Raw genomic sequence first — 6,761 nt, 5'->3', positions numbered from 1 at the left:
CGGGTCTGGGCCTGCACGCCATCTTTAGCGGAGATCACCAAGATGGCCCCATCTAAAACAGCCAAAGAGCGGTACACCTCCGCCAAAAAATCCATGTGGCCGGGCGTATCCACAATGTTAACTTTACATCTGTGCCACTGGAAGGAAGTGACTGCCGCTTGAATGGTAATCCCACGCTGCCGCTCCAAAAACATGGTGTCCGTCCTCGTTGTCCCTTTTTCGACGCTCCCCGGTTCTGAAATGGCTCCGCTGGCATATAGCAGGCTCTCCGTCAAGGTCGTCTTTCCAGCGTCTACATGGGCAAGAATTCCAATATTGATTATTTTCATGTGATTGTCCTCCCTTTACAGCCCCAAAGGGCATAAAAATCCCCAGCAGTAAAATACTTTTACCACTGGGGATTATAAGTTGCGGACATACACATATACAGCATACACCTGTTTGTGATTGCTGTTTTTGGGGATATGTCAAAATTGATAAGGCAAAAGTATTCTTAAATTGGGTACAAAAAACTAAGCCCCTACAAAAGGAGCTATCATAATCCTTTGTTCCCACTATTTGATTATAGTTTTATTTAAGAATACCTTGCCGCATATTTTTTACTCCTTTTCTGGATTAAATCATTGTATCACATCAGTTTTAGGAAAGCAAGTACCTAAAAGAAATTTTTCTTCCCCTTACCCGCCCCGAAAACGCCTTGTAGGGCGTTTCTGGGGCGTTTACAGCCCTTTCTTAAATTCCTCCACCAACAGATCGCTCAAAGCCTGTGATGGGCGTATTTTGACCGTTATATGCCCCTCCGGTACGGTGTCCCACCATTTGCGGATCGTTTTCGGATCAAGTCCGGTGTCCCTATGACAATCGGCCTTGCGTCCCTCTGGATGCTCCTGCCGCCACGCATAGACTTGCGCTTTCTTTTCTTCTGCCCCTTTTCTTCTCCATGTGCCGCCAGGATAATCCACTTCCTGCACCGCCCTTGCTCTTTTCAAATGCTCTTTCTGTGATCTACCATTCCTCTTGTTGCGCTCGATGCGAACATCGGTCAGAGCTTCAATATCGGAAATCGTGAAATTGTAATACTCCTTGTCGTAGGCTTCCAGCGCACTCCGTATATCTTCCTCGGTCAATGCGTTCTCATGCTTCACCATCTGCAGATCATCAAAAGCCTCTTTCATATCCTGCCGGAGCTGCTGCTTCGACACACCGCATTTGTAAGCATAGATAGCAAGGCACATCAAAAAGAAATACCGATGCCCGCCCTTTATCTCTCCGATCTGCCGCAGCCACCAATGGTAGAGCGCATACGGATCATCACCATGCACCTTTCCGGCAATATCCCACTTCTTGCGTCCTTTCTCGCCTCTCACAACAACACGCTCATACCACTCCGGATATGCCTCCCTCGCCTCAGCTCGTGTCATTTTGGATGGGCTGAAAGGCTTATTGACATCCACCCTGTTTTCTGGCTTTGCGTAGGCGTTCAGATAATCCAGCGTTACCCGTTCTCCGGTACGGAAAGCGACCAGCTCCGTCCCATGCTTGTCATTGATGCTGCCCACCATGCGGAAGCTCTGATTGATGGATTGATACTGGATCGCCTTGACCTGCGAAGTGCTGCCATACTCCCATAGCCGGAAAGTGAGGTCATATTTCAGACTTTTAAGCTGAATTTTTATATTCGGGTATAGGTCAATCGGCTGCTGGAAAACATAGTAGATATGCAGCCCTGTCCCCGACAGAACAAGGAAAGTCGGCATCGGCAACCGGCGCACTCGCTCCGGATCGCCGCCAAAGCGCAGAAAGAGGTTGCGCAGCTCGGCAAGACCTACGCCATCCAGATCGAAGATCAGAGCATACATCCGCTGGGCGTTCTCCAGCCTGTTCTCCTTTCTGCGATATGCAAGACCGCTGCACAAAGTAAGGCTGTTCCCCTCGACAAACTCCATGTAATCCTGTTCCCATGTGTCGTTATACATCTTCCTGCGCCGGAGCTTCTTATCCTCGCTCTGTTCGTCCCGATACAGATACACAGCGTTCGGATGGGAAAAATCCGTGTGCCGTTCTCCGGAGTTCTCATTGTCCGGAAACAGCTCTTTATAAAACTCATAGCCTCCGACCTCCGGATATTGTGCGCTCAAATACTCGTAGCAGCCTCGATAATTCTCGGTCATATTACCACCTCACAAAAGAAAAAGTACCAAAAAGAAAATCCGCTGCGGCGGGGATCGCCTGCGGGCGGGAAGGGGGAAAAGGGGGAGCAAAAGAGCGGCGGCTACGCCGCCTTAAAGAGAAAGTCACCTCCCCCTTTTCCCCCTCGCTGCGGGGCATTGAAAGTGCCGCCACTATGGAAAACCCGATGGGTTTACCACAGTGGCTTGGAAAACCTCTAACGAGGTTTACCACACTTCCAACACCCCTCCGCTCACCCCCCTTTTCCCCTCCGACTTTCTCCCTTTCAGAGAGAAAAAATATAGGTTGGGAGTACCCTTACAGGGGGCTTAGATTATCAATACAGCAATTCCCTATTTTCAGTTGTTATTATAGCCTGTCCGAAAGAGATTTTCAAGCCCTCCGGACAGGCTTCTTTTACAGCTCCATGCCGCCCATTCCTCGCTGGTGCTGCTGTTGCTCCTGCTGCTGTCCAATCTCCGGATCGGGCAGCAGCTCCCTCGCCTTTTCAAGCAGAGGACGCAGACGCTCCGGCAAGTGTTCTTCCAAGAAGTCCAGCATCCGACCGATGCCGTCCGTCAGACGCTCGGTGAAGCTGCGTTCCTCCTGCAGCTCGGATTGCAGATAATAGTTTTCATCGCGCAGCCTCCGGTTTTCCTGTTCAAGCCTCTGCTGCCGCTGCGCTTCTTCCAGCCGCTTCTTCATGGACGGCACCTGTGACCGCAGACGGGTGTTTTCCTCCGTCAGCTCCTGTACCTTGTGCCGATCCGTCACGCTGCGCAGTGCCATTTTCTTTAGCTGCTCGACCTGATCCACCGTCACGCCCTTTACTGCCCCTGTGAGCGTCTTTTCCGGCTGAATATCATGCAGGGGTGCATTTACCCTGTCAGCCTCCTTTAAGAGCCGCACAGTGCCTTTCAGAGCGTCCCGCTGCCGTTCCAGCTCAGCAACCTCCCGCTCTACTGCCGCTGTCTGCTGCTGCACCGCTTCCAGCCTCGCAGCCGCTTCCTTGAACTGCGGCAAGTCCATGTGCGGTCTGTTCGTGCCGAGAGAGATAATTTCAAAATCGTGCCGCTGGGCGATCTCCGTCAGAGCTTCTTTCTCCCGTTCCATCCACGCCGCCCATTCGGTCTGCTTTCTGCCGACACCGACAAACCCCTGCTGCTTCAATGCCTGTTTCATAGATACCCTTGTAGAAAGTCCTCTTGACTGCTCCGTTGCCACAGGGATAAAATCGACATGGAGATGGGGCGTTGCCTCGTCCATGTGCAGCACCATATTGAACACCCGCAGATGGGGGTTGCGTTCTGCAAAAGACTCCGCAAAATCTTTCAGAGCTGCCGCCGCCCGTTCTCCGTCCGGCGTACCGCACCCACAGTCGCTCATGTTGCCGATCTGGAAGATCGCTTCATGGAACAGCTTTTCCTGTTTACTCTGCCGGATATGCTCATAGTAGTCCGGTATCTTATCTCTCGTTTTGGTTTTCTTTGCGTTGTAGGCTGCGAGAGCTTCATCAAAGACCATATGATAGACCTGCTTCAGATCCTCGTTGCAGAAAACAATGTTCTGCTCCGTCCGGCTCCGGTCTACATTCGCCGCTGAGAAGCTGCGGTTGTTGTGCCGGATGCTCCCTGCACCTGTCATACCCGAAATCGTAACTCCCATAAAATCGCCCCCTTTCCGCTTATTCTTCCGTCCTCTATTTTATCATAAATTTCCGCTAAAAACAACCTCTTTGTTACTTTCTGGTGAGAAAGTAACGCAAAAGCACTTTCACACCGCCACCCCATCGGTGCAGCGGTGTGAAAGTGCTTTGCGCCCCTAAAGGGGAGGGGTTGCCGGAGCTGCTTCACTGCCGGCTCGTGCCTGCTGCTCTGCCAGCTCCGGAGGGGCGCTGCCCCTGCCGTCTGCGGACGGCTCCCCGACCTTCATCCCACCGATAAACTGAAATTTAATACTCAATGACAATTTTCTTGCACTTCTCGCAGAGCCAAGCCTCCGCAGACGCTCCACCAAAAGGTCCACCGATTGACTTTTCATTGAGTTTGATTGACTTGCCCCCACCAATGTTGAGGGCCGCAATAACTCGTTCTTTTTCGCTCCAATAGACACCATCTCTGCATTGAATACAACCAAGTTGCATTTCTTCACCACAATACGGACATTTCATTTTAATCACCCCTACAAATTCCCGATTTGTCGTTCTGTTTAGTCCCCAAAGAACCTACTAAACCAGCTACGCTTTTGAACCGGTTCTGTCTCACGCTCCGGCTGATCGGCTCCGGACTTGCCGGAAAGAAGCTGCTGATGCATTGTCCCAGCATGGAGAGCCTGGGCCGCTGCCGCAGTCTGCTGTGCCGTCACCAACGCCGAGCTGACCTCCGCCAACCTTGCGTTCAGTTCCTCGATCTGCTTGTCCTTTACAGCAAGTTGCTCGCTTTTCCGGTCTAATTCTCCCTGCAGCATAGCGATCAAAGTGGTTTCGCAAGTTTCGCAACTTGCTTTCGCCTGTTGCGAAACTTGCTTTCGTTCAACACCTAAATAATGCTGATATATGGCGGTTTTTTGACTTTCGCTGATTGCGAAACTTCCTTTCGCATCTTTCGCAACATGGTTTCGCCTACACCATGCACGAACTGCCTGTTCCGACACGCCACATTCTATTGCAATTTCCGTTATTACACCCGCCAAATATCATCACCACTCTTTCATCCGGAGTTAATCTCAAAACAAATCGCTATGAGATCCCGTCCTTATCAATTTCAAAATCAAAGTCTGCCGAACAACTTTATAGACCAACAGCCAGTCCGGCTCGATGTGACATTCTCTCATGTCCTTATAATTTCTGGAATTAGTGAGAGCATGATCTCGATACGCCTCCGGCAACGGCTGCTCGTTACACAACAGCGTGATCACTTCCTCCAACTTCTTCGGATCGCAGCCTCTCTTGATCGCAAGCTTGTAATCTCGTTTGAACTGCCCCGAAAACTCCGGCTTAAGCATTCAGCGCCTCCATCAGATCTGCAACGCTATCAAACGGACCATACATATCCTCTCCCTTTTCTGCCGCCTCCATCGCCGCATAGGTAACAGCATTCGGCTCGTCAACCTTGACTTCAAAGGGAAGTCCATGACACCTAAGTGCCTGTCGATAAAAAATACCCGTTGCCGTACTCAAATCCATTCCGAGGGACTTAAAGAGAGCTGCCGCCTGTGCTTTCAGCTCCGGCTCCATTCTTATCGTCATATTTCCTTTAGCCATAATAGCACTCCTTTCCTCGTCATTTTTAGCTTGCACTAATATTATATTCAATATTCGTGACATTTGCAAGTGCATTGCAAATGTTTTTTTGCAACTTTTCTATGAACAGTGCTTTCTATATGCTAACACCGCAGCGTGTACATTTAGGGGGTGAAAAAGCCTTATTTCGCGCGGTTTTCAAGCCTCGTTTTCGGTGGGGTAATATAAAAACCCTTATCTTTACATTACCTTCTGAAACATATGGCGCACCTTGTCCAGGCGGCTGTTTGGACGGCGGGGCTGGATGACCGGCTGACCGACAGCGGCCTGATATCCTTTCAGCTCTGTAAGGCATACGCTCCGCCCGTTGGTGTAAAAGGCCAGATCAGTACGGTATGCCTGTATACAGCGGGCGGGAATCTCGCCAGTAAAGACAACTTCATCCTTTTTTACCTGGGCCGTTTCGATGGTGGCACAGTATTTCGGTGCATCATGATAAGCCCTGGAAAGGTATTCCTGGGGCGCATAGAGGATGAAGGAGAGATAAGGTTCCAGCAGCTGCGTCCCCGATTCCTTCAATGCCTGTTCCAATACAATCGGGGCCAATGAGCGGAAGTCCGCCGGCGTGCTGACCGGACTGTAATAAAGCCCGTATTCAAAGCAAATCTTACAGTCCGTTACGTTCCAGCCGAACAAGCCCTGCTCCAGCCCGTAACGGATACCATCCCTGACAGCGTTTTGAAAACTCTGGTTCAAGTATCCCAGCGAAACCCGGCTCTCGTATTGTACACCGGAGCCAAGCGAGAGTGGTGTAACAGACAGTCCTATGGATGCCCAAAACGGGTTGGGCGGCACCTCGATATGGATGGTGTGGCTGGCTGCTTTGAGCGGCCGCTCCATATAAATGACGGAGGGTTCCTTTACCACTGTTTCAAGCTTGTATTTTTCCGACAGCAAAGCGGAAACAACCTCCAACTGCACCCGGCCCAAAAAAGAAAGAATGATCTCATGGGTGATGGAATCCACTTCGCAACGCAAAAGCGGGTCAGTATCCGCAAGTTGCGTAAGAGCGTCCAGCAGCCGTTCTCTTTGCGCTGCCGTTTTCGGCGCAATCGTCGTCCGCAGCATGGGGATGGGGTCCTCGCGCCACCTTTTACGAGGGAGCCGGGTTTGGTCCCCTAATACATCGTTTAACCTCACGCTGTCGCTGGGAAGGATAACAATTTCACCCTGATAAGCGGTGTCTGTCCGAACAATTTCCCCTTTGGATGGAATACGCATCTCTGTGATTTTCAGCTTTTCTCTCCCGGCCAGGGCCACCGTATCCCGCAGGCGCAGCGTTCCGCTGTAT

General features: G+C 51.0%; 7 protein-coding genes and 1 pseudogene. All 8 read right to left on the bottom strand.

Features of this window, described 5'->3' with window-relative positions:
- On the bottom strand, window positions 1-329 hold a 329-nt coding region (locus KQI12_RS12250), incomplete at its 3' end, for a GTP-binding protein (RefSeq protein WP_216573753.1).
- A gap of 390 nt (window positions 330-719) precedes the next feature.
- On the bottom strand, window positions 720-2,171 hold the full coding sequence (locus tag KQI12_RS12245; RefSeq protein WP_199488597.1) for a hypothetical protein: 1,452 nt from the start codon (window positions 2,169-2,171) through the stop codon (window positions 720-722).
- A 415-nt stretch (window positions 2,172-2,586) separates the two neighbouring features.
- Window positions 2,587-3,834 (bottom strand): plasmid recombination protein, encoded by a 1,248-nt coding sequence (locus KQI12_RS12240; protein ID WP_015517767.1) that lies wholly within the window; start codon window positions 3,832-3,834, stop codon window positions 2,587-2,589.
- Between the two features lie 286 nt (window positions 3,835-4,120).
- A complete protein-coding gene (locus tag KQI12_RS12235) occupies window positions 4,121-4,339 on the bottom strand; it encodes a PF20097 family protein (RefSeq protein WP_133241651.1) in 219 nt (72 codons plus the stop codon).
- 38 nt (window positions 4,340-4,377) lie between these two features.
- On the bottom strand, window positions 4,378-4,821 hold the full coding sequence (locus KQI12_RS12230) for a hypothetical protein (RefSeq protein WP_228117300.1): 444 nt from the start codon (window positions 4,819-4,821) through the stop codon (window positions 4,378-4,380).
- A 72-nt stretch (window positions 4,822-4,893) separates the two neighbouring features.
- Window positions 4,894-5,172, bottom strand: a complete 279-nt coding sequence (locus KQI12_RS12225) for a type II toxin-antitoxin system YafQ family toxin (RefSeq protein WP_021632616.1) — start codon at window positions 5,170-5,172, stop codon at window positions 4,894-4,896.
- Window positions 5,165-5,431 carry a type II toxin-antitoxin system RelB/DinJ family antitoxin gene (locus KQI12_RS12220; RefSeq protein ID WP_033119556.1) on the bottom strand — a complete coding sequence of 89 codons (267 nt, stop codon included), beginning with the start codon at window positions 5,429-5,431 and terminating at the stop codon, window positions 5,165-5,167. The genes KQI12_RS12225 and KQI12_RS12220 overlap by 8 nt, the downstream gene beginning before the upstream one ends.
- 219 nt (window positions 5,432-5,650) lie before the next feature.
- Window positions 5,651-6,761 (bottom strand): annotated as a pseudogene (locus KQI12_RS12215) (tetracycline resistance ribosomal protection protein Tet(W)); the annotation flags it as partial.

It is taken from the genome of Pseudoflavonifractor sp. MSJ-37 (assembly GCF_018917965.1).
Lineage (GTDB): Bacteria > Bacillota > Clostridia > Oscillospirales > Oscillospiraceae > Pseudoflavonifractor_A.
Note: the sequence above shows the minus strand (reverse complement) of the source record. Positions and strands in the feature narration are given on the sequence as shown.

Bases quoted from the DNA above. Each gene is read 5' to 3' on its own strand.
- KQI12_RS12245 (WP_199488597.1), bottom strand. From the start codon at position 2,171: ATGACCGAGAATTATCGAGGCTGCTACGAGTATTTGAGCGCACAATAT.
- KQI12_RS12240 (WP_015517767.1), bottom strand. From the start codon at position 3,834: ATGGGAGTTACGATTTCGGGTATGACAGGTGCAGGGAGCATCCGGCAC.
- KQI12_RS12235 (WP_133241651.1), bottom strand. From the start codon at position 4,339: ATGAAATGTCCGTATTGTGGTGAAGAAATGCAACTTGGTTGTATTCAA.
- KQI12_RS12225 (WP_021632616.1), bottom strand. From the start codon at position 5,172: ATGCTTAAGCCGGAGTTTTCGGGGCAGTTCAAACGAGATTACAAGCTT.
- KQI12_RS12220 (WP_033119556.1), bottom strand. From the start codon at position 5,431: ATGGCTAAAGGAAATATGACGATAAGAATGGAGCCGGAGCTGAAAGCA.